The organism is Ruegeria sp. Ofav3-42 (assembly GCF_022347725.1).
Taxonomy (GTDB): Bacteria; Pseudomonadota; Alphaproteobacteria; order Rhodobacterales; family Rhodobacteraceae; genus Ruegeria.
Genome location: NZ_JAKRGB010000012.1, coordinates 122549 through 147740, shown reverse-complemented (window position 1 = coordinate 147740; position 25192 = coordinate 122549). Strand labels below are relative to the sequence as shown.

At 58.2% G+C, this 25192-nt stretch carries 18 protein-coding genes; 4 read left to right on the top strand and 14 right to left on the bottom strand.

From position 1 onward, the window contains the following. Positions 1 to 21: 21 nt before the first annotated feature. Complete coding sequence (locus tag MHN28_RS17580) at positions 22 to 231, bottom strand: hypothetical protein (protein WP_239343878.1); 210 nt, start codon at positions 229 to 231, stop codon at positions 22 to 24. Positions 232 to 401: 170 nt separating this feature from the next. On the opposite strand from MHN28_RS17580, the gene MHN28_RS25090 reads away from it, so the two are divergent. The 4 genes from MHN28_RS25090 to MHN28_RS17565 all read left to right on the top strand — a co-directional run bounded on the left by MHN28_RS25090 (position 402) and on the right by MHN28_RS17565 (position 7755). Then, positions 402 to 782: a YkgJ family cysteine cluster protein gene (locus MHN28_RS25090; protein WP_370645742.1), complete on the top strand. Its 381-nt coding sequence runs from the start codon at positions 402 to 404 to the stop codon at positions 780 to 782. A 235-nt stretch (positions 783 to 1017) separates the two neighbouring features. Continuing rightward, positions 1018 to 3861, top strand: coding sequence for a hypothetical protein (locus MHN28_RS17575; RefSeq protein ID WP_239343877.1), 2844 nt, complete (start codon positions 1018 to 1020; stop codon positions 3859 to 3861). Further along, positions 3858 to 5510, top strand: a complete 1653-nt coding sequence (locus MHN28_RS17570; protein WP_239343876.1) for a hypothetical protein — start codon at positions 3858 to 3860, stop codon at positions 5508 to 5510. Before MHN28_RS17575 ends, MHN28_RS17570 begins: the two co-directional genes overlap by 4 nt. A 316-nt stretch (positions 5511 to 5826) precedes the next feature. Beyond that, complete coding sequence (locus tag MHN28_RS17565; RefSeq protein WP_239343875.1) at positions 5827 to 7755, top strand: reverse transcriptase family protein; 1929 nt, start codon at positions 5827 to 5829, stop codon at positions 7753 to 7755. A gap of 151 nt (positions 7756 to 7906) precedes the next feature. Here MHN28_RS17565 and MHN28_RS17560 read toward each other — a convergent pair whose 3' ends face one another. From MHN28_RS17560 to dctP, 13 genes are all read right to left on the bottom strand, one after another. After that, complete coding sequence (locus MHN28_RS17560; protein ID WP_239343874.1) at positions 7907 to 8647, bottom strand: response regulator; 741 nt, start codon at positions 8645 to 8647, stop codon at positions 7907 to 7909. A gap of 106 nt (positions 8648 to 8753) precedes the next feature. Next, positions 8754 to 9998, bottom strand: a complete 1245-nt coding sequence (gene glp, locus MHN28_RS17555) for a gephyrin-like molybdotransferase Glp (RefSeq protein WP_239343873.1) — start codon at positions 9996 to 9998, stop codon at positions 8754 to 8756. Next, positions 9991 to 10479, bottom strand: a complete 489-nt coding sequence (locus tag MHN28_RS17550; protein ID WP_239343872.1) for a plastocyanin/azurin family copper-binding protein — start codon at positions 10477 to 10479, stop codon at positions 9991 to 9993. Before MHN28_RS17550 ends, glp begins: the two co-directional genes overlap by 8 nt. Before the next feature lie 14 nt (positions 10480 to 10493). Continuing rightward, the gene (locus MHN28_RS17545; protein ID WP_239343871.1) at positions 10494 to 12701 is read right to left on the bottom strand and encodes a HEAT repeat domain-containing protein; all 2208 of its coding nucleotides are present in this window, start codon (positions 12699 to 12701) and stop codon (positions 10494 to 10496) included. A gap of 159 nt (positions 12702 to 12860) precedes the next feature. Then, entirely contained in the window at positions 12861 to 15542 is a 2682-nt protein-coding gene (locus MHN28_RS17540; protein WP_239343870.1) for an arsenate reductase (azurin) large subunit, read from the bottom strand. 17 nt (positions 15543 to 15559) lie between these two features. After that, on the bottom strand, positions 15560 to 16129 hold the full coding sequence (locus MHN28_RS17535) for an arsenate reductase (azurin) small subunit (protein WP_239343869.1): 570 nt from the start codon (positions 16127 to 16129) through the stop codon (positions 15560 to 15562). Positions 16130 to 16134: 5 nt separating this feature from the next. Next, positions 16135 to 17322, bottom strand: a complete 1188-nt coding sequence (locus MHN28_RS17530; RefSeq protein ID WP_239343868.1) for a cytochrome-c peroxidase — start codon at positions 17320 to 17322, stop codon at positions 16135 to 16137. An 11-nt stretch (positions 17323 to 17333) separates the two neighbouring features. Then, a complete protein-coding gene (locus MHN28_RS17525; RefSeq protein WP_239343867.1) occupies positions 17334 to 18440 on the bottom strand; it encodes a cytochrome-c peroxidase in 1107 nt (368 codons plus the stop codon). A gap of 138 nt (positions 18441 to 18578) precedes the next feature. Further along, positions 18579 to 20792, bottom strand: coding sequence for a PAS domain S-box protein (locus MHN28_RS17520; RefSeq protein ID WP_239343866.1), 2214 nt, complete (start codon positions 20790 to 20792; stop codon positions 18579 to 18581). A 298-nt stretch (positions 20793 to 21090) separates the two neighbouring features. Beyond that, positions 21091 to 22056 (bottom strand): agmatinase, encoded by a 966-nt coding sequence (gene speB / locus MHN28_RS17515; RefSeq protein WP_239343865.1) that lies wholly within the window; start codon positions 22054 to 22056, stop codon positions 21091 to 21093. Between the two features lie 22 nt (positions 22057 to 22078). After that, positions 22079 to 23359, bottom strand: a complete 1281-nt coding sequence (locus MHN28_RS17510; RefSeq protein ID WP_239343864.1) for a TRAP transporter large permease — start codon at positions 23357 to 23359, stop codon at positions 22079 to 22081. Then, positions 23356 to 23961, bottom strand: coding sequence for a TRAP transporter small permease (locus tag MHN28_RS17505; RefSeq protein WP_239343863.1), 606 nt, complete (start codon positions 23959 to 23961; stop codon positions 23356 to 23358). The genes MHN28_RS17510 and MHN28_RS17505 overlap by 4 nt, the downstream gene beginning before the upstream one ends. Before the next feature lie 72 nt (positions 23962 to 24033). Then, the gene (gene dctP, locus MHN28_RS17500) at positions 24034 to 25050 is read right to left on the bottom strand and encodes a TRAP transporter substrate-binding protein DctP (protein WP_239343862.1); all 1017 of its coding nucleotides are present in this window, start codon (positions 25048 to 25050) and stop codon (positions 24034 to 24036) included. Between the last annotated feature and the right edge of the window lie 142 nt (positions 25051 to 25192).

Genomic DNA, 25192 nt, shown 5'->3' with positions numbered 1-25192 from the left:
GCTGAAAAGCCAGTGAAAAACTCAATCCTTTTTCGGGCTTTTCTTTACGCGACCGTCGCCGTCGCGTCTTTGGCGTACTTCGTTCAGCATTTTCACTGCAGTCGTTATGCTTTCAAGTTCCTGCACAGCGCTGTCCTGCGAGCGCAAAAGAATTTCCTCAATCTTGTTTAGTTGCTGAATGGACAAATCATTCAAATTGGCTTCTTGTACAAATACTGTCAGATCGCTCATAATATTTCCCTCGTTTTTTGGGAGAATGACCCTGAACTTCCCATCGGTCAAGCCTTTCGAATACTCTGCAAGAAATCGGTCCGGGCATCAGCAGGGAATTACAGTGAACAAGATGCAACTGGCCGATATGAATTTGCACACAAGCAAACAGTTTTCCGAAAAGGGACAAAATGGTGGCTGACAACCAATTCGATTGCGCAAAGTGTCCTGGGTTCTGCTGCACATACGACCAGATTGATTTGACACCCCAAGACGTGGACCGGCTGTGTTCTCACCTTGGCATTTCCGAAGAGAAGCTGATCACAAAATACACAAAACTCGGCATGTTTCAGGGCCGCAGCCGTTATCCGTTAATGTTGAAGCATAAATCGGATCGCCATTTCAGCAAAATCTGTACGTTCTTTGACGGCGAGCAGCGAAACTGTACTGTTTATGACGCGAGGCCCAAAGCCTGCCGCGCCTACCCCCATGGCGAAAGGTGCGGGTATTTTGAGTTCCTGTCTTTCGAAAGGGCGCTTCACGGCGATAAAGACCACGTGCCGTCCCTTTGACGCATGCGCACGACATTATTGATAGCTGCCATCGCGGTTATTTAGCCAATTTCGCATGCGCGCTTTCATTTTGCTTACATCATCTTTGCGCGAAGTTGTTGACCCGGATTTGTCAAGCAAGAGCAAATAATTAAGTTTCCACTCACGCGCGACCAATACACACTTGACGTTGAGCGATAAGATCGAGACAGTCCGCATTAGTTGAGCAATCCATCCCCTTAAGACCTCCACATTTATGAACCTTGTTCTCAAAAAAAACCTGATCAAACCTGCTGGGCGAAACCGGATTTACGAAATCGAACTCGTCGAAACAGGAGGGCTCTATCTGGTCAATTACCGCTATGGCTGGGAAGGTTTGGCGCTGGAGGATGGCACACGCACTCCGGATCCCGTGTCACGGGAGGAGGCGGACCGGATCCTCAAAAGCCTTGTCCTATCTTGCACGGAACGCGGGTATTTCGAACAGGGCAGCACCGGATCGAAGGCGCCTCCGGCCGCGCCAGTCCCGGTAGAGACTGACGCACGAAACCCCTACGACCTAGCCTTATTGTCCCGCCTGCAGCGTTTGCCGGGTCTGGACGATGCGCACGCGGCAAAGCTGTTGTGGTCTTTGGCGTTGCGTCGTCTGCAAGAAGCGCTACCGCGCGTGCTTGACGCCGCTGGCAGTTATCAGGCCCGTCATCACCCGGCGACTTGCCGTCTGTTGCCCTACGTGATCTGGCGGTTGCGCGATCCGCAGTGGGACAGCGACAGCACGGACACGCTGATACTCCTCGCCAGTTCGCCGGACAAGACCACGTCGGAGGCTGCGCAACTGGTTTTGGGGGAATTTCTCGGCACGCCATCCCTCACTCTTGAACCGGCCGCGCGCGTCAATCCGGGCGCGCCGTCGGCTGACGAATGGATCGCGCTGCGAACTCAGGACAAAGACCTTTTTCACGAGCAAACGCTGGCCCTATATGCCACCGGTCGTCACGACCCCGAGGCCGCCGCGCTCTGTCTGGACGTACTGAGAGTGCTTCCGTTCGAGAGGGACAGTTTTCGTACGATACGGCGGATTTTCAAGGCGGCAGAAGCGTTTGATGACTCATCCGTATTTGGCCTTCTCGCCCAGCGGTTTGCGGCCGAGCCTACGCCCCCCTCATACTATGGTAGAAGTCTGGTCTTCACAGGCGCGACCAAAAGTTACCTAAACCGGCGCGTGGCGCGGCATCTGCGCAGTCTTGGCGGCTTTGATCGCACGAACTTTGTGGATATGGCGTCCGCTTGCCTAATGGATCAGCGGTATGGCCTGCCTTTGCACAACGCATCCTTTCCGGCCCGCGACATGCTGTTGTCCAATGGAGAGACGCGGTTCGCGGAACTCTGGGCCGTCGCACCAGGCCATCTGCTTGAAATCATCCGGTTTAGCCATCACCAGCATACGGTCCGGTTTGCAGCGCGGAAGCTGCGGGAAAACGCCGAATATGCTGCGCGCATCCGCCTGCCTGTTCTGGCGGAACTCTTCGCGCATCCGGTGGCCCAGGCGAAAGAACTCGCGCTTTGGGTGGCCGAGCACCGCGCCGCAGCCGGTCTGATGGACATTGATCTGCTGTGTGTTCTGGCGGCACAACCGCTGGAGGCTGCACAAACCATGGTGCGCACAACGCTGAACCTCGCACCCGAAACATGGCTGCGTGATCCAAACGACGCCGCCCGGCTTTTGTTGGCCTTGCATCCCGACCACTACCGCTGGCTTGAGACATTCCTGCCGGGCGCACCTCTTGATGCTGAAGGCACTGCTAAGGCGCTTTTGGACAGATTGCAGCAAACTGCCCCACCGGTTCGCCTGACGCGAGAGCAGGCGATGGAATTGCCTGCAACGCTGCGCACCACTTTGCAAGACGGCATCGCGCAAGTGCCGCCGCATACTTTTGCCGCTCTGGCCGATCACGCGGACCCTTTGCACCGGCTTATGGCCATCCGGTTGGCGGCCTTGCGTCCTGACGGCGCCACACTGTTTGACGCCCAAACCATGGCCGGGTCGGACGACAGCGACCTGCAAGCCAGCGCAGCGGCACTCATAGTTGGGGCCAGTCGAGAGGTTCTGATCGACACCGTCGATTTGATTTGCGCTTTGCTTCTGGGGCCAAACCCCGCCGCGCGTCGCGAAGCGATTTCCGCCGTCCAGCGTTTGGCGGCAGACAACGAAGGGCGCCCCGCGCTTCTCGCAGTGCTGCTCGATGCCACCTATCACGATGAGCCGCACGAAGGGGTGTATGATGTTCTGGCAGAACTCTGGGGTCTGACCGCCGGTGAGGCCGACACGCCGTCAGCCAAGGCGCTGCGCCAAGGGGTCAGCGATATGGGCCCGACTGTTATCTGGAGCCTCATCCGTGCCCGCGCGGGTCTGGCACGGCGCCTCGGAGCCGAGGTGGTGTCAGAGTTCTCGCCGATGGCCTTTTCGCTACGCAAGATCGCCCGCATCGGATGCTCGGACCAGAAGATTGCGCGGGACTGGGCCGTCAACGCCCTACGTACACGCGTCGACGAGGTCGCGCGTGCCCCACAGGAGACCTTCGCGCTGCTTGACGGAGATTGGTCCGATAGCCGCGACGCAACTTACGCCCTGATCCGCGAGACCGGTGCCGAAAGATGGCCCGACGAGGCAGTTCTGGCCCTATGCGATTGTACGACAATCGCTGCGCAGGGTTTCGGGCGGGAACTCTTGGCCCAGCGTATGACGGCAGTGGCCGCGCCAGGCTTTCTAATGCGCCTTGCGGAACATCCCGCACCGGTGTTTCGGCTGACCATCGCTCGACTCATTCGAGAATACGCAGGCGACGACCCAAACCGCTTACGGACTTTGATCCCCGCGATGCGGCGAATGCTGCAACGAGTGCATGCCAGCCGGGCCGCCAAGGAACAGATTTGGCGATTTATCGAAGAACGGATCGACCACGGAACCGACGCCACCCGCACCGCCCTGACGCCGCTTGTCTCTGACATGGCGGCCTCGGTGGTTCGTGCCGATCGCGATCGGGCAATTGCCGCCCTGCTGCGATTGCGCAGCCATGGCCTTGCGGAGACGACATCATGAAAGTCACACACCGCTATGCCGGCCAGTCCTCGGCTGCCGACGGCACACTCAGCTTCGCGCCCGACCTCAGCCGTGACCCGACCTATTTCGTCGGCACGTTGGGCAATACCGTCGCCTTCCGCGAGGCAATCTCGGTTCTGCATCACGTGGTCACCCATGACTTGCGACCGAAACCGACCAACAAGGAAAGCTATTTCCGCTGGCTAGAAGGGCAACGCGCTGAACTTTTGGCCGAGGCCAATACGCAGCGGGAAAGGGACAGCGCACGCCTGACCGAGCTTCGCTCGGAACTGTCCGAACTGCGCAAGCAGGAAAAAGAGGTTCTCGGCACGTATCGGAAGGCCGAGCAGAAGTACTTTGACTGGCTTTACAAAGTCGACCGCGCTGCGTGGTATATACTCGACCCGGTAATCGCCGTTCATCCTGACGAGCTGTCCTTTGAGTGCTTCTCGGCGGATGAGAGCGTTTATGGACGCCTGGGCGTGGATCTAGAGATGTTCCAGGATATCTCGGAATTCCAGGTCGGCGTGACCAATATCGATTACAGCCAGCGCCTTTATGACGCCTTCCAGCAAATGCGCAGCCACAATCGGGCCGAACTGCGCGTGAACCCCGAAGGGTTCACTGCGGATGTCGAAGCCGGGCAAGAGATTTTCGAAGCCAAGATCGACCTGCCGGACAGCTGGATGCGGGGTTTTCTGCAGGTCAGCGCCGCGATGACATTGCCGATGTCCAAGGTGCGATTGCACCCGATGGACATGCACAACATCTGTGTTCGCCTTCGGGCACGGAAGGAAACTCACGGACCCCGCTCATTGCGGTTTCGCCTGCGCCCCGGCGCCCCTGTTGAAGTGGTGTTTGAGCCCTGGAACGAGGTGTTGGCCTGCCCACGCTCCATCTGCCACATAGAGCAGGAAGACGAGATCCGTCTTTGGGGCCGCCGTCGCCTGCGCATCTTGGAGCGTATGGTTCCGGTTGCGCGTCATTTCGATCTGTATCTGTTCGGCTCAGGTATGCCGAGCTTTGTCATCGCCGATCTGGGGCCCATGCGGTTTACGCTTGGCCTTTCGGGTTGGACTTCGAACGATTGGGCGCAGGCAGGACATTTCGATCTGCTCGCTCCGCGCCGACGGGTGCCGTCCGACCTCGGGCGCAACATCCTGGACCACCTGCGCGGCAACTGGATCGGGACAGGCGATGAAATCGCGCGCGCCATTGGTGCGGACCGGAGCGACACCGCCTCGTCACTGACTGCGCTGGCGCAAGCGGGCCGGGTTATGTTCGATCTGGACAAGGGATTCTGGCGCCTGCGTGAACTGACACAAGACCCGCTGTCGATCTCGGATTTACGTTTTACTGATGACACGGAAAGGCTGGCGGACAGGCTTTTTGCCGCCGATCTGGTCGAGTTGGACACGCTTACCCCTGACCACATCACCGGCCGCGTTACCGAAGACGGGCGGTCGCATGACGTGTCTCTGACATTAAACGCGGATGAGCGGATAACCGGCGGAACCTGTACGTGTTGGCATATCCGTCAAAACGCGCTGCGCAAAGGACCCTGCGCGCACATGATTGCACTAAGACGGGCGGCAGAAGCGCGAAAATACAGCGCCAAGCTTGTCCAATTTCCAAGAGGTCTGACATGAACCTCGGCCTCTCCAAACCCAATTCAGGCTTGCGCGCGGAATTCAACCCGCCTAGCCTGCCCTCCAAAGCAAGAGGCTGGGAGCCTTGCATCTTGGGCGGTGTTTCGCCGTCCGCGCCAACCGACTGTACATGCGTCGCTGGCTCAATCTTCACAACGCGACCCCAGCCACCCCTATGCGCTTGCCGTTTGAGTTCGCAGAACTCAAGGCGCATAGGGGTGGCGGGGTCGCTGGGAGTTGATCGATCCAGCCCTGAGAGCTGTTCGAAGGCACCAGTCCTCTTGCTTTCCTTCTGCCCCTCATCGGGTGCTGCACAATGAGCAGCGTTTCCAACCTCCGCTCTCGTATTTCCGACAGCTCTCTGGACCAGGTGGTGCTGGAGGAAATGATCCGCCATGGCTTTTGGGGTCGGGATGCCGAAGTGGGCGAGATGCCTGCCGAATTCTTTGAACGCCGTGCTGCACTGCAGGCTGAAATAGCCGATATACTTGCGCGGGACCGTCGGCTTTCCGATCCTGACAAGGCGTTACAGGCGGTGATGAAAGAGCGGATGCGTCGGGCGCGTCTCAAGCGGGTGGAAACCAAGCGCAAGGCCATCGAAGCCCGAAATGCCCGTGCCGCTGCATTTGATGCGCGTAAGCGTGCAGAGGTGATTTCGCTCGGCGATGTGTCTTCGGCCCCTCTGCAATCGCGCGAAGCAAACAACGACAGGCTCACGGCACAAGGGCTGCCAGTGATCGAAGGCGCGATTGCGCTGTCCGAAGCCATGGGCATCGGGCTTCCTGAGCTCAAGTTTCTCGCCCATGACCGGAAGGTCGCCCGCGTCACGCATTACCAAAGCTTCGAGATCCCCAAGAAAACGGGCGGCGTGCGTGTCATTTCCGCCCCTAAGCCACGGATGAAACGGGCGCAATACTGGGTGCTGGACAACATTCTGGCATGCATTGAACCCCATGACGCCGCCCATGGCTTTCGTACGGGCCGCTCGATCCTGACCAATGCAGCGCCGCATGTGGGGCAAGAGCTGGTCATCAACATGGACCTTCAGGACTTCTTTCCGACGATCACCTACGGGCGCGTGAAGGGGTTGTTTGCGGCCATGGGCTATGCCGAGGCGGATGCCGCCGTGCTCGCGCTGATCGCGACCGAAGCACCACGCGACACGATCAACGTGGATGGCACCGTCTGGCATGTAGCAACCGGACCGCGTGCAACTCCGCAAGGTGCTCCCACCAGTCCGGCCATCGCAAATCTGGTAGCTAGGAAATTGGACCGACGGCTTTTGGGCCTCGCACGCCGGTTCGGCTTTTCTTATACGCGCTACGCGGATGACATGACGTTCTCTGGCCCTTTCCCCGGCGATCAGGGCCTCAAGATCTTCCATGCTGCGGTGCGGGCGATCACGACCGAAGAAGGGTTCACGCTCCACCGCGACAAGACACGCTTTATGCGACGCGGCGGGCGGCAAGAGGTGACGGGCCTGACTGTGAATGACAAAGTTTCAGTCCCTCGGGCAGAGCGACGTAAATTCCGGGCGTGGTTGCATCAGGCCGAACAAAGCGGCACGCCACAGCGCCCCTTCCGCACCGGCAATCCGGTGACAACTGGGCAAGGGTACGCGTCTTTTCTGTATATGGTTGGTGGCACCGAAGGTCTGGCATTGGCTGAACGCGCCTGGTTGCTGCTTGGCCGACAAACCGGAGCCAGTAGCGAAAACATAGAACAGGCACAGGCATTCCGCACAGCCAGCGCCGAAGGGCGCCTGCCTACGCCGGATTGGTGGCAACCCGCCGAACCACCGCCGTTCGAACCAATCCCGCTGCCTGCCTATGACAGAAAGGACCAGGAAACGCGGGATGTCCAAACCTCGATCCCCAAGGCGGGCGAACGCCAACTGCGCCGTGCTCAGATCGAAAGGCCCGGAGCGGACGCGCGGTCGCGGGCTGCTTTGTCCCGCTCGAACCGAGCGTGGGGAGGGCAGGCGTCCGGAACCAGCCCAAGCGGCCAATCCTCCTGGGCCAAGTGGATTATGTCGTTCTTTGCATTCTTCCTGCAGGTGCTACCATATATCGGCGTCCCGCTGGCGGTTTTTGCGTTCTACCACATTTGGAAGCCGCAGGCGGGTTATCTCGGGGCAACGACGGTCTGGCACAAGCTTCTCGTGGCCGCAAAGTTTCTGTTTGTGCTCTTGGGCATCGATTTTGCGTTGGTGATGATCCTAGCTGTGTTTAGCGGCATCGGTTGACAGGACAAGTACGAATTCCGTTTTGAAACAATGAGTTGAGTCGACACTTCGCGCTCAATTTTAGAGCCAAAGGCACACCTGCCATTGTTCCTGAACAGGTGGATGTATCAGCCCAATAGGATCATCTTCATCAGGAATGGGCTAAGGCACCCTAAGCCGGTCTAGAGCCGGTTTTGCTGACATTGGACGCAAAACAATATCCGATACCATGTATTGTCTTGATGTAAGTTGGCGCGGAGGGGTCGGGTTCAATTTTCTTGCGCAACCGCATGACGTGAACGTCGATCGTTCGGTCCCCGACAATCGTTTCCCGCCCCCGGGCCTTATCCAGAAGCTGATCGCGTGAAAACACCATGTGCGGGTTACTCACAAAGGCTTGCAACACCTCAAATTCTGTCGTCGTCAATGGTGTTGAATGGTGCGCGCCCTTTGTGGTCAGAGTGCGCTCGTTCAGATTCAGAACCCAGTCCCCAAATTTGATCAGCGGCATACCCGAGCCTTCCTGGTCCGGTGGATTGTGATCAGATCTTGTTCGTCGCAGAACGGTACGAATACGCGCAAGTACTTCGCGCGCCTCAAAAGGCTTGGTAATATAGTCATCGGCCCCGAATTCCAGCCCCACGACCCGGTCGAAAATCTCGTCCCGGCCGGACAGTACGATGATCGGGATGTTCGAGTTGACCCGCAGCTCTCTGGTAATGTCGAATCCGTTTCGCCCCGGCAAACCGATATCCAGCAGAATCAAATCCACAGCAGTTTGCGCAAGGATCGAGTCCATGGCTGTTCCATCGCCTGCGCAGCTGACATCGCACCCCTGCTTTTCGAGGTAGCGTTTTAGAAACGATGTGATTTGCGGATCGTCGTCAACAATAAGGATGTGATCATTGGCCATAAAGCGTTCCTGGCAGGCGTTTAAGCTGGCTCGTAATACTTCTATCCGCAGCGCCCTGGCGCACGCAAGGATGACGCTTTGCGTTACGTGGGGTTAGTGCGTGTGGTCAAAGGCGCAGGAACTCCAGGGCTTGACCCGCTGGCATGCTTTCCAACTCCGCCGGTAGAACCGCCAATCCATCAGCCTGCGCCAGCATCGCGACCCGTCCGCTGTAGGACTCGGCCATCAGCCTCAATTTTGGTCGACCGTCCGGCGACACCCCATCAACCCGAACGGGGCGATACTCCTGACGTCCCTTATGCCGCTGTAAAGGTTCCGCCAAAACGGCCTGTTCCGGAGCCGGCCTTTTTCGTTCCAGGCCCGCGCGGGATGCCATGATCTGCGATCCGATAACCTGCCAGGTGACGTAAGCGGACACCGGATTTCCTGGCAGGCCGACATAAAGCGCGTTGCCGCGACGGCCGAACAAGATCGGCTTGCCGGGTTTCATCGCCACTTTCATCACATCGATCTCGCCACCGATTTCTTCAAACAGGCGCGGCATGTGATCTTCGTCGCCGACCGAAACGCCACCGGTCGTGATTATCAGGTCGGATGTGTCGCAGGCATTGCGTAGAACTTGCTCAAGAATCTCGGGATCATCCTTAACAGGTCCGGCATCCGTAAGTTCGATCCAGGGCTTGTCCAGCATCGCGCGCAGCATATAGCGGTTGGAGTTGTAGATCTGGCCCGGGCCAAGCTCCTCGCCGGCTTCACGAAGTTCGCTGCCGGTCGAGAACATTGTGACCTTTAACTTGCGGCGGACAGTGACCGTGCCGTACCCCGCCGCCGCCAAAGCAGCGACCTCGCGAGGGCCGATTTCACAGCCCTTGGCCAGCAGAGGCGCATCAGCGCTAAGGTCTTCGCCCGCGCGGCGAATATGCTGCCCGGGTTTCGGTGTGCGAGAAAAACGGATTGCGCCATCAGTGATCTGGCAGTCTTCTTGCATCACAACGGCATCAAATCCTTTAGGCACCGGTGCGCCTGTCAGAATACGCAGGGCACTGCCCGCTGGTGCCTCATGCGCGCCGCTATCGCCAGCTGCAACGCGACCAGCGATGGTCAGATGATGCACATCGCCGTCGATCAATTCACCCGATCGAACCGCGTATCCGTCCATTGCCGAGTTATCAAAGGCAGGCAAGTCGACTTTGCTGAAGCAATCTTCCGCCAGAACCCGACCAATGGCATCGATCAAAGGCAGGGTTTCAGTCTCCGCAATGCAGGGGGCCACTTCCAACCCACGCTGCAAGGCCTGTTCTACCGAGACATACATGTGAGCATGCCTGTCGCAGGCACATCCATCAGCCATTTCGTCCCTCCAGTTCTGCAAATAGCTCTTCAAAGCCCTGGCGTTCCGCTTCGCCGAGTTTCGGCAAATAAGCCTTTGCCCCTTCCAGATTCACGCCAGGATCACCGACCACCAACAGCATGACCATTCCGTGGCGGCCGTGAACGCGGCAACGAATGCCGTAGACGCCCTCTTTCTCAAAAGTCAGGTCCATACTGGGCTTGCCCCGGATTTCGAAACTGCGCGCACCAACGGGGATCATACGAAGGATTGCCGATACGGTGTGGCGTCCCGTCGAGCCTTTGAACCGGACGGTCGACCCGGCAGGAACGTGCAGAAGTTTGGGTTCGAACCGAAAGGCATGCGCCGGTGTGTCCGCATTCAGGTCAATGATCTGATGGACGACGGCCACTTCAGGCACATCGTCAGCCTGCGCCATCGAAGCCAGTCCGACCGTTGCCGCGACCAGCATGATCGCGATTGTCTTGCACGACGAGAGCATCCATTCCTCCGGGTTCAGACCGTGCGCGGGGGCTCTCCCAGCAAATCGGCCAATGCAGTGATCATTACCGGCCATTGACCGCGACGATTCTGGTCGCGCAGCTCGGCCAATAATTTGCGGCCAATGGATACCACTGCCGCAGAGTTGTCATTGACATAGGTCAGAATGCGCTGCTCGGGGTTGGCAAGGAGGAAGGGCACGATCTCGGCGCTCGCCCGATCCGGAGCGACCTCGGAAATCAGGCGCATTGCGGCCTGCCGAACCGGAGCAGACGGATCGTTGAGGAGACTGCATGCGACGTCTGCTGTGCCATTCCATTTGGTCAGGATCTGCATGGCGTCGATGCGAAACGGAGTGTCACCCGTTTTCAGCATTGCCCGCAACTTACCACGCAACGCGTCTTGCGGCGGCAGGTCAGCCAATTGCAGGAGTTTGAGCGCCTGCAACGACAGGTTCGAATCCGTGTGCGAGAGGCCCTGTGAAATCAGCTCGACTACCTGCTCATCGCTCAGCTCCGCCCCATGACGAGCAACAGACACACCCAGTGCCGAAAAAGCCTGCTGTGCAATTTCAGTGTCGGATTCCTGCGCAATCTGCGCCAGCATGACCTGCATGCCTTTTACCTCGCCCAGCAGCCGAATGGCAGACATGCGGGTTTCACGCGCCAAAGCCTCGGCATCGTCGTCCAGTGCAACGCGGCGGCGTTTCGGATGGCGTGTGGCCTTGGACAGTAAGGCCTGCTCGCGCGGGGTCAGCGGCTGCACGTCGTCCACTTCCGCCTCTTGCTGCATCTCGGCAGCAATTGCATCGTGGCCGAGGATCGCGCCGAGGCTAGAAGTCGTGCCATTGTCACCGCCTTCCGACACGTCCAACCCGGCCTCTTCCAGCGCGGCAATGTCGGTCTGAGGTGCTTCCTCTTCGGGGTCTTGTTCCACAACATGCGGCATTGGGGCCAGAGCAAAAGACAATAGCATCTCGCGCCCCTGCTGCTGGTTCACATGCGGGCGGGTGTCGTCGGTAACGATTGTCGCCAGCGACGCCAAAGCCTTTAGCCGTACGGATCGGAACGGCGAACGACAGGCGCGCTGCAACCACTCTGCCGCCTCGCGCAAGGGAGAGGTCGCCAGCGCATCAACGATGGCCCATTGCATACGCTCGGCCTTGAGGTCACTTGCGTCTACCGAGAACAGCGCGTTCAGGCGATCCGCCACGAATCCAGGGGCCAGCGACGCCAACAAGCCCAGCGCCTGTGCTGACACTTCGGGCTGCTGTCCAGTCGCCAGGAAATCCAGAACCTGCCAGCGCAGGTCGTCCCTGTCAGCGATCGGAGCACTGCGGTCCAGCCGTTCGATCAGCGCCAACTGAACTTTTGCGCCGGGGTCGCGCATCATGCGATCCAGCAGTTCCGCTTCGGAAAAACCCGACAGGTTCAGCGCGGCGATGCGGATGTCTTCGACCGCGTCGGTCAGGGCTTGCTCGACCAACGCCGTATCGTTGGGCATCAGCGCCTCATAGGCGATCAGCCGAACTGCGCCGTCTTTGTCGCCCAGAACCTTGCGCAGAATGCCTCCGGCTTCGGCACCGCCAACAGCAGCCAACGCTTTCAGGGCACGGTGGCGCAGGCGGCGGTTCGAGGATTGTGCGAACACGCCGAGCGTCGGCACCGCAGGTTGGCCGATCCGGCCCAACGCTTCGCAGGCGACGTCGCCCAATTCCTGCCCGTCTTCATCCATCAGAGCTACAACGATGGGTTCTATCGCGGCTGGATCTCCCATCCGACCCAATGCCTTGATCGCAGCAATCTGGGTGTCGAGCCAATCGTCCCATTCATCCTGGTGCAACTCGTCTTCGTCCCACGTGATCTCATCCCCGCGTCCGGTCACAAGGGTGCGAAGGAAAGGCGAGGCGTCCTCGGATTGCAGTTCCGCCAACGCCGTCACGCAGGCCAGTTTCACCTCACCACAGGGGTCATGGATCAGGTTCTCAAGCAATTGTGGAGCGGCTTCCTGTACACCCAGTGCGCCCAGCGCCTGAGCGGCGTCCTGACGGACGTCTTCATCATCATCCAGCAGCGCTTCGACCAAAGCCGGGCTGTTCTTGGCACCAATCGCGGTCAACGCCTGAATGGCGCGCAGGCGGATCACGTCAAATTCGGATTTTGCGTAGTCGGAAAACAGGCCCGTGGCCTCATCGCGCAGGGCGGTATCGGAATGCATGTTCATATCAAGCTGCCATGTTGCGGTTGGGCGGGTTGGGTGAAAGGCAGGTTTCCCAACCGATACCTGCCTTCCAGTGAACCGGGGACGCCCGGCCCAAGGTCCCTTCTGCAGTGGGACCAGACCCGAAGGGCGGCATGGCATCCGCCCCCCGGAAAGCTGTCATCAGGCGATGTCGCGCGGTGCAAAGGACATCGTCCGGAACGAGGTCTTGTAGGGGCTCGGGCCCAGTTTGCGGACCTTGGCAACGCCCATCTTGTAGTTGTAATTGCCGCTGATCCAGTCGACGATCCGGCCCTCAAGCGCGTTGGCGGGCTGCTGCATGTGCAGGAAGTCCATGTAGACAACGCTCTTCTTGATGGCGGGCGTCACCATGGCCACCGCGGTGATCGCCGCTTTGGTCAGCTCGATATGCCCGTTCTCCATCAGTTTCGAGAACTGAAAGTCATCGCCTTCCACGCCCAACAGCGTGGTCTTGTTGCCCGGAACGCGATCCGAATAGACCATCACATAGTCGCCGCTTTCGATGCCACGTTCGGCCGCATCGTCGGGGTGGATTTCGACCCAGTTTTCCGGCCAGCGCTGCACGATATACGGGCGGCGGCGGTCGTCGAAACCAGACTGCCAGCGTTCGTTGATCCGACCGGAGGTCGCCCACAGCTCGCCTTCGTCCTTGTTAGGCTTCAGCCATTCCCAATAGTCCGAGAACAGGCCCCAGGGCGATTTCTGGATATTGCACTTGCCGGTCTGGCTGTTGAAATGCGTCAGCTTCTTGTTGAACACGTCCTTCCCGGCTGCACCGGTGTCGGGCAGCGTGCGGGTTGTGTCGTGCAGACGCTTGGTTTCAATCAGCGTGACCCCATCGGTATCCAGAATCACCGGGCATTGGACACCATCGGTGCCGAATTCACGGACCTTCTGATGCAGGCCTTTGCCTTCCTTCTTAGCCAGACGATAGACCGCGTGGAAGTCCTTGCGCGACCCGCGGGTAAAGCGCACGGCCTCTTCGGCGACCTCGTTTGAGTTCTGCCAGTCGAAACCGTCAAAGCCCATCCGCTGTGCCAGTTGCGCGATGATCCACCAATCTGGCTTGGCCGCACCGGGGGCGTCATAGAACTTCTGATAGAGACGCAGGCGGCGTTCGCCGTTTGCCCGTAGGAAGTCCTCTTCACCCCAGGTCGCCGCGGGAAACACGATGTCGGCGTAGCGGTTGCCGATCGGGTCCTGCAGATAGATGTCCTGATTGATCACCACCATACCACCGCTGTCGGCGCGGGCCTTCAGCGTGTCGATCATCTCCTGCTTGTCAAAGGTGGCGATCTGGTGCGGGTTGCGGACGGTCAGTTCCTCGAACTTGTCTGCCAATTGTTGCGAACCGCACATGGACTGGATCCAGGTGGTGCCGATCACATGGGCCATACGGGTATGACCTGCGATCAGATACCGGTCGGTATCCATGGCGCGGCGGCGGCGACCCGGCAGTTTCTCAGGCGATTTGTTGCGCGGATATTTCCCGCCTTTCACACCGCCCCGCTGGTGACCACCGGCCCGGCCAATGACCTGACCCGGACGTCCACCGCATCCACAGATGATGCCCAGCGCAGAGATTGCCTGCGTGTTGCCGGTATTGTTCGACCAATAGAACCCTTTCTCGATCATGATCGAGGTTTTCGGGCGCGAGCCATCCTCCTTGGGTTTAGCGAGCCATTCGGCAGCCGTGTAAATTTTCTGGACGTCAATCTCGGCCATGGCCGCGGCAGTCTCAGGCGCGAAATCGTCCTGCGACAGCAGCCACTCTTTCCAGTCCTCGAAACCCTTGGTCTGGAACTTGCCCCAGGTCGTCCGCCACTGCCATGGCGTGTTGCGGGTGCCCTGACCGAAGCCGGACGAACTTTCCCACTTGTTGTTGACCCATTTCTGGATCCAGTCGCTGTCTTCCCAGCCATTTTCCACGATGACGCGGGCAATGGCGTTGACGACCAGCAGGTCGGTTCCGGGCAGAACGTCGATATGCAGACCGCCCATCTTCTCGGCATGGGCCACACCGGCGGAGCGACGCGGGATCAGGTAGATCTCTTTCTGACCGTTCTGCATCCCCTTCATCATCCATTGCGTATAGAGAATGGTTTTGGTCTCATACGGATCAGTGCCGCAGACCAGAAGGGTTTCCGCATCCCGCCAGTCCTCGTAGGAGGGGCCAAAGTTGTCAAAGCCCGCATCCCGGAAACCGGGGGTCGAGGTCACATCGGATGGCGTGTCGTGGAAGGTGAAGTTCGCGGTGTTGATATGGCGCAGCGCGTATTTCGAGATCGCATAAGTGTTCTCGATATACTGATAGCTGAAAGTCTTCACGCCATAGGCGTTGGTGCCGTGTTTGGCGATCACGTGATTGCCCACCTCTGCCGCCACATCCAGCGCCAGATCCCAAGGAACCGGCATTAGCGTGCCATAGATCCGCATCAGCGGCGTTTTCAGCCGGTCGCGTGTAGGCGTCTGTGGGTTATAGCATTTCTGCGCGATACATCCGCCCCGCAAGGAGCTGTCGCCGTCGGTATTGACGGTCTGGTTATCCTTGTCGGGGATAATCACCACATGGTGCGGCTGGCCTTTGTGCAGCACGATATTGTGCTGGTTTGGGGCCACCCATGCACCTAGGGGTGCCACGGGAAAGTCCTCGCCAAATGCGTTTTCATCCGCTCCGGGACCGCCCGATTTGGCTGTCACGGGCCAGCGATAGACTTTGTAACCACAGGCCACGATGCAATAGTCGCAGGCGGTCGAGATGACCTCAGCGCCTTTGGGCGGCAGCGGGACGTTGGTTTCGGGTACGTAATACGGGGTTGCCATCTGTGTCTCCCCTCCCCTTATGCAATGAGATTGTCGTAACGGCCGTAGATCAGGCCGAACATACCAACGGCGTAGATGTCATCGCCATCCAGTTCCAAAAGGACCTGCGGCAGCGACTGGTAGGCCTGCCCCGAGACGAGGATGCCATGCCGTGTCACGTCATAGGTGGACAGGTGCAGCGGGCATGGGCCCAGCACCTTATGTTCGGGCTTGTAGCTGTCATGCATCGACCCGCCCTGATGGGTGCAGGTGAGGTTAAATGCCACAACGTCCCGTTGCGGGCCGATGCCACCACCGCTTTCCACGCCGGTCTTGACCAGGATCGAGTCCGAATAGTCGCCCTCATCCGGGTAGTAGAACTCGACCGGGACATCCTGTTCCAGCTCGGACAGTGTACCGATCAGCTTGCGCGGATAGGTGGACACAAGGGCGGGGACCTGTTCGGCCTGACCGTGGCGGGTGGGCATCGCCACCATCACGGCAAAGGTCGTGGCACCCGAGGCGAACAGGAACTGTCGGCGGTTCACGGTGCAGGCCTTCTTGGCCTCACCCGAACAGCTGCATCCGGTTGCGTTATGATCTGTCATAGCGCTTACTCCTCTGCTGCAACCGCGGGAAGCGGCTGGTAATCCGGCAGGTCGGGTTCCTCGATCAGGATTTCCTCGCCGGACAGGGATTTCAGGAAGGCCACCAGATCCGCCTTTTCCTGATCATTCAGGCCAAGGGGTTGGATCAGCTGGGACTTATTGGCTGCGAACTCATTCTCGCCACCGCCCTGGTTGTAGAATTCGACCACATCCTCAAGCGTCTCCAACATGCCGTTGTGCATGTAGGGTTCGGTATAGAGGGTGTAGCGCAGGGACGGTGTGCGGAACTTGCCCTTGTCGGTCTTTTCCTTGGTGCGGAAATAGAAGCCGGGGTCGTCCTTGGTGTGGCGATACATCTCTTCGGTCGTGCCCTTTGCATAAAGCTCGTACCGGAAGGTGACTTGTGCCAGACCGTCATCCTGCCAACCGTCATAGGGCGGCACGCCGGTGTTGTAGTACTTTTCATCCGACAGCAGCGCGCCGTTGTGGCATTCGGAACATTGCGCCTTGCCGGTGAACAGTTCCAGCCCACGCTTCTGTTCCTCGGTCAGCGCCGCATCATCCCCGCGCAGATAGTTGTCGAAGGGAGTGTCGGTCTGAACGATGGTCCGTTCGAACGCGGCGATGGCCCGCCATGCATTGGATATCCGCGGCCACTGATCGCCGAAAACATCGTTGAACCGCTCGACATATTCGGGGACAAATGCCAGACGAGCCTCCATCATGTCGGCCTCGCCGTTACCAGCGACCGCGCCACCTGCAGCGGATTTGGCCTGGCTTTCAAGGCTTTTGCTTGAACCCGCCCAGAACAGCTTACCGTAATAAGCCGAGTTCACGATGGTCTGGCTGTTCCTCCAGTGGGTCGTACCGGGATACCCGAATGAAATCGGAGCTTCGACATCCCAACCGATATCCGGCATGTGACAGGCCGAGCACGGTGTCGACGGGTTGCCACCCAGACGCGGATCGAAGAACAGCATTTTGCCCAGTTCGATCTTGGCCTCGGTTTGCGGGTTGTCCAGCGGGACGGGCGGTTGGCCCAACGCCATCAGTGGCGCGTCCGGATCAGGGTCCGCCCCACCGATACCAGCCTCAATCTTCATACCGGTTTCCGCAAAGGCCTGCGAACCAAGAACGGCAAACAGGGCAGCGGTGGCAATTGTGCCTTTGAAGTAAGACGAAAGGTCTTTCATGGGTCCACTCCTCAGTTTGTCGCGTTTTGCCAGTTCTCGATCGGCGCATAGTCCGTATCGATGTCCTCGGCGACGAATTCGGGACCGGTCAACGGCTCGCCGGACAGCGCCCGAAGGAAGGCTACCAGCTGTGCTTGCTCGGTCTCATTCAGGTTCAGCGGCTTGATGCGCGGGTCCTTGTTTTCATCGTCACCGCCACCGGCGTTGTAGAAGGCCACCACATCTTCGAGCGTCGCCAGCGTGCCGTTATGCATATACGGCGCGGTATAGGTCAGTTCGCGCAGCGTGGCGGTCATGAAAGTACCGAACATGTCGGCGGTATGGGTGCGGATGTAAGCGCCCGGGTCGGCGCGCAGGTTCATGTAATTCGCGACACCGAGGAATTTCATCATGGTCACGAAGGTGATGTGACGCTCCGGCGTTGCCCAAATGTCCGGATTATCCGGAACGCCAATGTTATGCGGCAGGTCATCAGTGAACCGCTCGCCCGAGTGGCACGAGTTACAGCCGCTGGCGTTGAACAGTTCATAGCCCGCCTTGGCCTCTTCCGACATCTCGCCGGTGTCAAACGGGGCGCCACGCGATATCAGAATTTTCAGATACTCCGGGATTGCGTTGCGGACACCTCCGTTTGACGGCTCGCCAAATCCGGCAGCTTCGAACATTTCGACATAGACCGGGTCCTGTTTGATGCGTTCCTGCATCAGACGCATGTCCATGTTCATCGAGTATGTCTCGGTGATGCTTTCGCGGGTCACGTCGTTGAGATTGGTGCCGATGCGTCCGTCATGGAACCACGCCGCGCGCTTGGCACTGTTAATCAACGTCGGCACGTTGCGGAAGTGCAGGTTTCCTGCATAGGCGTCCGACAGAGCCTGCCCGTCGGTGAAACCGTATTCCGGCTGGTGGCAGCTGGCACAGGACAGCTCGGTATCGCCGGACAGGCGTGGATCAAAGAATAATCTTTTCCCAAGGGCTGCCTTGGCTGGGTCAAATTCAATTGCTTCTACCGGGCCCGGTTCTTCCGCCTGGACCTGGTGAACCGGTAATGCAGCACAGATCGTCAGCAGCGAAACTGTCGATAGCGCCGAGAACCATGTTCTGGCTTTGGTCATCATCTAAATGCCCCTTTGTCGCTGGACCGGTCTCTCCGGGTGGCCGGGGACCGGCTGTTCGAACTGTAGAGGGCAGTTGTTTCGTGGTGATATGATCCAGATTAAGGTCTGTGAAGTGATGTTAAATTTTGTAACGAAGACTCAGCCAAGCAGTGATCGGATGATCCGTGCAAGGTTTCGTACCTCAACCGGCTTTTGCACCATGACCGGAGCGTCATCAGCATTCAAAACCTGCGCGTTTTCAAAATAGCTGCTGATCAACAAGGCCGGAATATCGGTTCTGACCGCACGGGCGGACTCGATCAGTTCCGTGCCGATTAGCCCGGGCATCATGAGGTCCGTCACGATCACATCAAAGGCATCCGGATTGGCCCCGAAGGCCTCGATGGCACGCACAGGGTCAGAATAAGCCTCGACACGATAGCCAAAGCGCGTCAGGAGGCGGCGCGTGACGTACAGCACGTTCTCATCATCGTCGACCAACAGGATATGTTCGTCGCCCGCGACAGCCTCGACGTCTGCCTGCTCCTCCGGGCTTAGCGCGGGCATCAATGGATAGTACAGGCTGAAACGGGTGCCTTTTCCGGGTTCAGAATGCAGGTCTACACGCCCCCTGCACTCTTCAACGCTGTTGTGAACGATGGTCAGGCCCAGCCCCGTGCCTTTCCCTACTGGTTTGGTAGAAAAGAAGGGCTGAAACACCTTGTCCTGCAGCTCTTTGGACATGCCCGGCCCGGTGTCGCGGATGTCCAGTCGGATAACGCCGATTGCGTCATCCGGCAGATCATCCAAAACGTTCTTGTTCGCAAGGCCGATGCGCAAAACAACCTCACCCGGTTTATCGCTCATCGCTTCAAACGCGTTGTGGCAGAGATTCAGCAATGTCTGAAAGAAAAGTGTGCCGTCAAAGTCCGAGAAGGCGGTATCGACATTGATTTCAAAACGGGTTTCCACGTTGGGCGGCGCAGAGACCCGGATGAGTTCCAACGCCTCTTTGGCCGCCTTCACCATGTCCCCGCGCTGGGGGTTCCGCGGGCGCTGTCGGGCGAAGGTCAGCATTTTACGCACCAGCGCCTGCGCACGGCGAGCCGCGATGCGGATATGGTCGACCGACGTTTGTATGTCTTCATTTCCGTCGGCATCCAGTTCGATCAGATCGGCATTGCCGGTCACGCTCATCAAAACATTGTTGAAGTCATGCGCAACTGAGCCGGCCAGAATGCCGACGGCCTCCATCTTCTGGACCTGCGCGAATTGTTCATTGGTGCGGCGGCTTTCGGTCAGGTCTTCGCCAATTCCGATGTAGTGCGTAATCGCCCCGTTCTGATCAACCAGCGGAAAAATCGCATTGGACACCCAGTAGTGGCTACCATCCTTGCGCAAATTCCGAAACACACCATACCAGCTTTGACCTTTTTCAAGGCTATTTTGCAGCTCGTTGTAAACACGCTGCCCCGAATGCCCGGACTGCAATATTTTTGGCGTATGTCCGTAGACTTCATCCGGCTCATAACCGCTGAGTTCAAAGAACTTGCGGTTTGCGTATTCGATCTTGAGGTCTGTATCGGTGATGATGATTGACGCCGGGCTTTGCTCGACCGCGCGGGCCAGTTTGCGTTCGGCCAATTCGACCTGTTCACGCAGGGCAAGCTCGGATTTCAAACGTTGGTTTGTGCGCAGGATGTTGGAAATCAATAGCGTCGTCAGAATGGCAATTACACCGATCACGATGATCAGGCCGACCAGCAGAACCGAGAAGTGGCGGACAAAACGTTCGCCTTCTGAGAACGCTTGAACCATGCCCACCAGGCTTTGGTCCCGCTCCGCTATCCACAGTGCTTCAAGCTCGGCCAGCGCGGTCAACGCGTCCCTGTCATCGACGCGCACAAGGGCGTCGATTTCTTCCGCGCTCAATCCAGCGGCGATGCCGACCTCAATGCGGGGGATGTTGTTAGTGTATTCGAGCGCGACCTCTTCGATCTGTCGCAGCGCTTGCAGTTCGGCTGTTGAAGGCGTGGTGCCACGGTAGGCGTCTATCGTGGCCAGTAGATTGCGCGATTGCTGCCTGAGTCTGGGTCCATATTCTGGGCTGTGGCGCAGTACGTAGTTTTTGAAGTTATGGATCAGGCCACCATAGCCAAAGTACGCGCGAATGTCCGAAATCAAGTAGCCCCGCGGCGTGGTTTCAGCCGAGTAGTCCCGCCACGCCTCGTGCATGTCGCCGATGCGATTTCCCGTCTCCCGCGAAATGTACAGAAACACCGACAAAATAACGACGAGGGCGACACCAATGCCAAAAGCGACAGAGTACGCGCGTTTGGTATAGCTGGGCGAGGAAGCCTGAGATTTCGTCATTTCGGTACTAAACGCATCCGAAGATCAAATCTCAACCCGGCTCGGTCCAAATCTGCTGCGACAGTTTGGGCTGGTTGAACCGTGCGGCTTTGGTATCCCGGAACCTCTGAAACCGGTATTCGCGTTCAAAGCCACGAAAGTTGGTGACTTGGTTGGAATGCGCCGCACCACCAGAGTTGTGTCGCAAAAACCGGACACTGCAATTGTTTGAAAACTATGCAAAAGGGCCAGCTCGCAGATTGACCGCAAGCTGGCAGGGATTGGCAATCTCTCATGAAGAATGCCATGGGGAGGGAGCTTATTTCTTGTTGTGGAAGATGAACCCAACGAAGTTCAACAACAATTGCGCCGCCAGGATTTGAGTGCTTTCCGACGGGTCGTAGGCCGGGGCCACTTCGACCAGATCGATGCCCACGACGTCGCCGCGTTTGCTCAGCCCCTGAAGAATTTCAAGCACGTCGTAATACTGAAATCCACCGTGGCTGGGCGTACCCGTGCCGGGTGCGATCGAGGGACAAAACGCATCGATGTCGATGGTGACGTAATAGCGCGCGCCGTCGGGAATGCGATCCAGAACTGCTTCGGTTCCCAGCTTCCGCACCTGTCGCACAGACAGAATGTCCGAGCCGCGAGCGCGGGCGTCTTCATAGCCCTCTTTCGCGGTCGAAGACACGTTGCGGATACCAAGCTGAGTCATGCCTGAAACATAGTCTTTCTCGATTGCGCGGCGCATCGGATTCCCGTGGCCCTCAGTCACGCCCCGGCGTTCATCGACGAAATCCAGATGCGCATCGATCTGGATCACATGGATGGGTCCGTTCTTGGCGCAGTCTTCCTCGAAGGCGCGAATGCAGGGAATATTGATCGAATGATCACCACCTATTGTGACCGGCAGCGCCGCGGCATCGAGGATCTTTTTCACCCCGTATTCGATGTTAGCGTGGCTTTCTTCGGTCTTGGTGTGGATGATATCTGCATCCCCCAGATCGACGATGCGTACATCGCTGCCCAGATAGGTGGCGTCATCCTCGTGGTCATATGCACCGGCATGACCAAAGCTGAACAGCGTGGATGCCTCGCGCACCGAACGGGGGCCGAAACGAGCACCCGAGCGGAACTGACAGCCAAAGTCAAACGGCGCACCCAGGATCGCCACATCAGCGTCGATGGCGTCCCAGTTCTCGACATAGGGTTTCTTGCCAAAGGTCGCGATGCCGACAAAAGGCAGGTTCAGACGACCAGATTCATACCCATGTCCCGACATGATTTTCTCCGTTTCTTATGGTTTAGCGATAGGCCAGTTCCGGCAGGAACAGGGCAATTTGAGGGAAGGCTATCAGTAAGCCGGTCACAATCAACAGAATGATCAGGAAGGGGGGCACTCCGCGCACGACCTCGACGAAGGGTCGACGGAACACGGCGATAGCTGTGAACAGGTTACAGCCGAATGGGGGCGTGGCGGCGCCAATGGCGACTTGCAACGTGATCAGGACACCGACCAGCACCGGGTCAAGACCGCTGGCTTTGATCATGGGTGCAAAGATCGGGACCAGGATCAGGATCACAACGATCGAGTCCACGAACATACAGCCGACAAAGAAGGCGACGTTGATCGCAAGCAACACCATCAGCGGTCCGGCTTGTTCAAGCCCCAGCGCGGCAATGATGGTCTGTGGCACCTGCGCAAAGCTAAGCGTCCAGCTGAACGCGGCACCTGCGGCAATCAGGATGAATACCACCGACGTAATGGCGCCCGTGGACAGTGCGATATCAAACAGATCTCCAATCTTGATTGAGCGGAAGATCACCACCTCGAGCACGACCGCATAGAGCACACAGATCGCGGCCGCCTCGGTCGGAGAAAAGATGCCACCATAAATGCCGCCCACGATGATGGCGGGGAATCCCATCGGCCACAGCGCTTTGCGCAGGGCGGTAAAGCGCTGCCCCCAGCCTTCGCGCGGCAAGACGGGGATGTCGTGGCGATAGGCGTAGTACATGCAGTATGCCGAAAACAGCATCACGATCAGCAGGCCCGGCAGGATACCAGCAATGAACAGTTGCGAGATCGATGTACCTGACACCACGCCATAGATGATCATACCAATCGACGGCGGGATCAGATAGGCAAGGTCAGCAGCGTTCACGATCAGCCCAATCGAGAAACTGTCGCTATAGCCCGATTTCAGCATCCGGGGCCGCATCGCTCCGCCAATGGCGACGACGGTCGCCTGTGTCGAGCCACAGACCGCTCCAAACAGCGCGCAGGCAGACGTGACCGAGATGGCCAGCCCACCTTTGATGTGGCCCATGAAACTCATCACCAAATCGATCAGGCGGTTGGCGGAATGTCCCCGCGTGATGATATCCGCGGCCAGAATGAACATGGGCACCGCGATCAGTGCGGCAGGCTTCACACCCCCGATCATCTGCTGGATCAGGATCTGCATGCTCATGTCAGGGAAATAGACAAGGAAGCCCAGTACCGCCGCCGAGATCAGCGGCATTTTCATTGGGAAGCCTGCAAGCAACAGGACGATCATCACGACCAGCATCAACTCGGTCATTTGTCTGCCTCCGTGGATTCTTCGTAGCGTTGGATTGCAGCTGCGGTTTCGGGATCTTCGTAGCTGTCGACTTCGAGGTACGAGACGTAGACGTCTTCCTCGGCGAAATTCAGATTACGGATCGCGGTCAAAAGATACTGGAACGCGGCAAGTGTCAGCCCAACCACCACCCAGACGTATGTCAGGTACAGTGGCAATTGCAGCGCCGGGGTGATCCGCCCGCGAGAGGCGACCTTCTGCACATACTCCAGCGCGTACCACGCCAGAACTGCCATAACGACCGCCGTGGTGGCTGTGATAACGACCATCAGACCTTTACGCATCTTGATCGGCAGCGCGTCATAGATGGCCGACATGCGGATGTGGATACCTTTGCGGGTGGCATAGCCCAGCCCCATGAAGGTGACGATGACGATGAGGAACTCGTTCAGTTCCTCGGAAAAATAGATGGACTGGTTGAACACATACCGGCCAAAGACGTTGGCGATTGTATTCGTGGCCATCAGGATGATCCCCCAGCCCAGGATCCAGACTTCGATCCGTCCAATGACGGCGTCGATCTTTCCCAAAAAGCCGAAGGGAGTGGCAGTGCGGCTTTGCATGGTGTCCTCCCTTTGAAAGCCCTCACGCGCGCGGCGCGTGAGGTAGTGTTGAGTGAGTGGTTTGGGTGGAGATCAGTTGCCCGCCAGTTCCGCTTGCAGCGCGTCCAGCAATTCCTGACCGCGACCGCCAACGGTGTCGACATAGGCCGCCGAGGTGCCGGTGCTGCGCTCACGAAAGGCATCACGCTCTTCTTCGGTCAGGACGACCAGACCGATGTCAGGCTTGGCTTCTTTGATGATGTCCAGACGTTTTTGGTTGAAGTCGGTTACAACGCCGTCAATGAACCCGGTCATGTCGGCCATGGTATCGCGTACCAACTGCTGGCGGTCCGGGCTGAGGGTTTCGAACCAGTCCGACCCAGCGACAACGGTGGTGACAAGTTCCTGTTCACCGGCCCAGATCAGGTGGCTGGTGACTTCGTAGAACTTCATCTCTTCGATGGTCGGGATCGGGTTCACCTGACCGTCAACCGCACCAAGCTGCAGCGCGCCGAACACTTCGCCAAACGGAAGCGGCGTGGGGCTGGCACCCATGTTCTTGTAGGTCTCCAGCAGGATCGGCGACACCATCACCCGCATCTTGAAGTTCTCAAAGTCATCAGGCGTGCGGATTTCACGATTGGTGGTCCAGACCTGAGGGCCTTCGGAATACATTGTCATCACTTCCAGACCACGCTGGCGGAAATCGTCGTTCAGCGGACCGTAGATGGTTTCCGAGCTGCTGAGGATGTCCGAAATCGCGGCTGGATCAGAAGGTAGCAGGTAAGGCAGCAGAAACACCTGGCTTTCGGGAACGATGGTTCCAAGATTACCGATCGAAACGTTGGTAAACTGGATGATGCCATCAGCAGCTTGCTCAACGGTTTCGGTCGGCGTACCCAAAGTGCCCATCGGGTAAACTGTAACGGTGACTTCGCCGTTGGTGGCGGCTTCAATGCGCGATTTAAACTCTTGCGCATAGGCGTCCATGATCGAGCCTGGAATCTCTTCGATGGCGAATTTCCAGTCCTCGGCCAAAGCGGTGAGTGGCGTCAGGCTAAGCAGTGCTACTGCAGCGGTGTTTCTGACGTGCCGTAGGGTAAATGTCATGCAGGTTTCCTCCCATTGATCTTTTGCGGTTTGGAGATCGAGAGGCAGGACAACACAGAAATTTACACGAAAAAATATTATATTGATTATGTTCACATAAGAATTTTTCATGTAATTTGCGTAATAACTCCTATGGGGCGGA

Bases quoted from the DNA above. Each gene is read 5' to 3' on its own strand.
- MHN28_RS17510 (WP_239343864.1), bottom strand. From the start codon at position 23,359: ATGACCGAGTTGATGCTGGTCGTGATGATCGTCCTGTTGCTTGCAGGC.
- dctP (WP_239343862.1), bottom strand. From the start codon at position 25,050: ATGACATTTACCCTACGGCACGTCAGAAACACCGCTGCAGTAGCACTG.
- MHN28_RS17540 (WP_239343870.1), bottom strand. From the start codon at position 15,542: ATGGCAACCCCGTATTACGTACCCGAAACCAACGTCCCGCTGCCGCCC.
- glp (WP_239343873.1), bottom strand. From the start codon at position 9,998: ATGGCTGATGGATGTGCCTGCGACAGGCATGCTCACATGTATGTCTCG.
- MHN28_RS17580 (WP_239343878.1), bottom strand. From the start codon at position 231: ATGAGCGATCTGACAGTATTTGTACAAGAAGCCAATTTGAATGATTTG.
- MHN28_RS25090 (WP_370645742.1), top strand. From the start codon at position 402: ATGGTGGCTGACAACCAATTCGATTGCGCAAAGTGTCCTGGGTTCTGC.
- MHN28_RS17550 (WP_239343872.1), bottom strand. From the start codon at position 10,479: ATGCTCTCGTCGTGCAAGACAATCGCGATCATGCTGGTCGCGGCAACG.
- MHN28_RS17530 (WP_239343868.1), bottom strand. From the start codon at position 17,322: ATGAAAGACCTTTCGTCTTACTTCAAAGGCACAATTGCCACCGCTGCC.
- MHN28_RS17525 (WP_239343867.1), bottom strand. From the start codon at position 18,440: ATGATGACCAAAGCCAGAACATGGTTCTCGGCGCTATCGACAGTTTCG.
- MHN28_RS17565 (WP_239343875.1), top strand. From the start codon at position 5,827: ATGAGCAGCGTTTCCAACCTCCGCTCTCGTATTTCCGACAGCTCTCTG.
- MHN28_RS17505 (WP_239343863.1), bottom strand. From the start codon at position 23,961: ATGCAAAGCCGCACTGCCACTCCCTTCGGCTTTTTGGGAAAGATCGAC.
- speB (WP_239343865.1), bottom strand. From the start codon at position 22,056: ATGTCGGGACATGGGTATGAATCTGGTCGTCTGAACCTGCCTTTTGTC.
- MHN28_RS17535 (WP_239343869.1), bottom strand. From the start codon at position 16,129: ATGACAGATCATAACGCAACCGGATGCAGCTGTTCGGGTGAGGCCAAG.
- MHN28_RS17575 (WP_239343877.1), top strand. From the start codon at position 1,018: ATGAACCTTGTTCTCAAAAAAAACCTGATCAAACCTGCTGGGCGAAAC.
- MHN28_RS17570 (WP_239343876.1), top strand. From the start codon at position 3,858: ATGAAAGTCACACACCGCTATGCCGGCCAGTCCTCGGCTGCCGACGGC.
- MHN28_RS17560 (WP_239343874.1), bottom strand. From the start codon at position 8,647: ATGGCCAATGATCACATCCTTATTGTTGACGACGATCCGCAAATCACA.
- MHN28_RS17545 (WP_239343871.1), bottom strand. From the start codon at position 12,701: ATGAACATGCATTCCGATACCGCCCTGCGCGATGAGGCCACGGGCCTG.
- MHN28_RS17520 (WP_239343866.1), bottom strand. From the start codon at position 20,792: ATGACGAAATCTCAGGCTTCCTCGCCCAGCTATACCAAACGCGCGTAC.